Raw genomic sequence first — 2,190 nt, forward strand, 5'->3', positions numbered from 1 at the left:
CTCTTTTTCGTACGTATGTTCGAAAAGAGTCGAGTCAAGGGACTCGCCCGACTGGAATAAGCTACGGGGAGGGGGTCTTCTTTGAGGAGGACTCCTCCCATTTTTTACCTAGAGAGACTCGCGTAGTTTAGCTTCTCCTATAGCAAGCGCTATTCTACGTGCCGGCTATTGAGGGACGGCGGCGATGTATGAGGCATCACTCTTGCTCAAATTTCCATAGACATAACAGCCGATGTCGAGGTATTCAGTAAGGCAATTTGGATTTACATCAATCAGGATTGATAACATGCAGTTAACCCTTAAAAAAGCGATATTTTGGGCTTTCTACTCCATGGCGACTACCCTAGTGCTGCTATGTATAGTAGAGACGATTTTACGTTTTTTTAATCCTCTCGGAACCGACTACATATACGAAGCACGTCGATATTTCAAAATTATGAAAGCTGATCGGACTTATGCATACATCCACAGAGCCGGCGTACAAGATCAATTTCAGGGGGTCGATGTAAGGATTAATACAGAGGGATTTCGGGGACGAGACTTCGCCGTAAAAAAACCCGAGCGTACATACCGAATATTACTGCTAGGAGATTCAGTTGTCTTTAGCTGGGGCGTAGAGGAGAAAGACTCATTGGCAGTCCAGGTGGAGAAACGGTTGCGGACGCAAGACATTCTGAAGCAAATGGAGCTTGAAGTGCTACCCATCGGCGTTGGTTCTTGGAATACCCGCACTCAGTATGAGTTTATGGCTGAAAGAGGAATTCACTATAATCCAGACTTAGTGGTATGGGTTATAGTAGCCAATGACCTTGAACCCAAGACTAGGGGGCGAACGTTAGTCCCGCTTGAGGAGCTACGAGCCAGACCGAGTGGTCTAGAAAATCCTTATTGGGACAAAAGAACAGAGCTGCAACGTCGCTGGTTGACCGAGCATAGCCATCTCTGGGCTATATTCGAGCGATATAGAAGGATAGGCTTCATGAGGCGCTTGAATAATAAGTACGTTCAGAGGGATTCACCTCAGGCCATCGACACAAAGGATGCTGTGAAGAAACTTGCGGAATTATTGAATGCGAGGAACATTCCTATATATGCATTTCTACATGGAGAGATACAAAGTGACTTTGGTCTAAAATATCACGCCCTTTATAAGGCATTCCTCGACCAAGCAGCTATTCCATCTTTTGTATTTTCGGAGGACATATATAAACGTGCTCACATGAACTCAGTAATTGATCCCCATCAGAACAGTAAGGGAATTGAAATTATGGCTGAGAATATTGTGGCAATACTTAAGGAAAGGAATGCCCTTGAGACCTCTTAGGTTATCCCTTTTAGGCGGATTCGGCCGACATCTGTTTCCAGTCAGCTTTTTCTAAGAAGGGATAGTAAAGAGGTCTAATGTTATTAATTATTGAGATGGCATCCAGCCAGTCTATGCCTATCACATTGCAAAACCATTCAATCATCGATGCCGAGCGACTAGTAAAAGCGTAGGAGGGCTTTTACTGTGGGATAACATACACGAAAAGAAACGAGTGAGTATACAAATGTTCTCACAACTCGAACAAGAAACGAAGCGCTTTGGTTTGTAAATAACCGCAGACTAGAACAGGCGATTCTTGGCTATGCTGCTAAGTATCTGACACGCAACAACGTCGCTCTCTATGCCCTGTCCATAGAAAAAACTACATATAATCTCCTCCTCACTTTTCAAAAGACACCAGAGCACTCTTTGTGCGGGACTTCATCGAGCTGTTCCGCTGCACTGTCAGAGATATCCAGGAGGTCACCTCTGAGAAAGACGGCACTCCCAGAAGCTTTTGCCGGGGGTAGAGAATGTAGAGGAGCACGTACTTAGGAACGAGCGTTTACTTGGGTATGAGAAGCTCACGCAGGCAGAGCATTCTCTGCTCATGTATGGCAAACTAGAGGCGAGACAGGTAGAGATAGTGAAGAAGCGGGGAAGGGATTTGCTGGGAGGGAAGCAATTGAGGCAGTTCGCCCTCGAATGATTCCACACAACTACCGAACGCACTCATGTGAATTCACACCGGTCCGGGGTCTCATGTGTTTGTGCAAAGAGGCGATTGGATTCTCTTCACTGGTGCTTTGAGATGTATTGGGTATCAGGAGACCACTCAGAAGTACCGCATAGTCCGGAATGTGTTGTTAGTGTTTCCCCCGGGA

General features: G+C 45.8%; 2 protein-coding genes. Both read left to right on the plus strand.

Annotated features, from left to right (window positions below):
* Positions 1–286: 286 nt before the first annotated feature.
* On the plus strand, positions 287–1,324 hold the full coding sequence (locus EBR25_13280) for a hypothetical protein (GenBank protein ID NBW41953.1): 1,038 nt from the start codon (positions 287–289) through the stop codon (positions 1,322–1,324).
* 499 nt (positions 1,325–1,823) lie between these two features.
* Positions 1,824–2,015, plus strand: coding sequence for a hypothetical protein (locus EBR25_13285; protein ID NBW41954.1), 192 nt, complete (start codon positions 1,824–1,826; stop codon positions 2,013–2,015).
* Positions 2,016–2,190: the final 175 nt, after the last annotated feature.

The organism is bacterium (assembly GCA_009926305.1).
GTDB lineage: Bacteria > Bdellovibrionota_C > UBA2361 > UBA2361 > RFPC01 > RFPC01.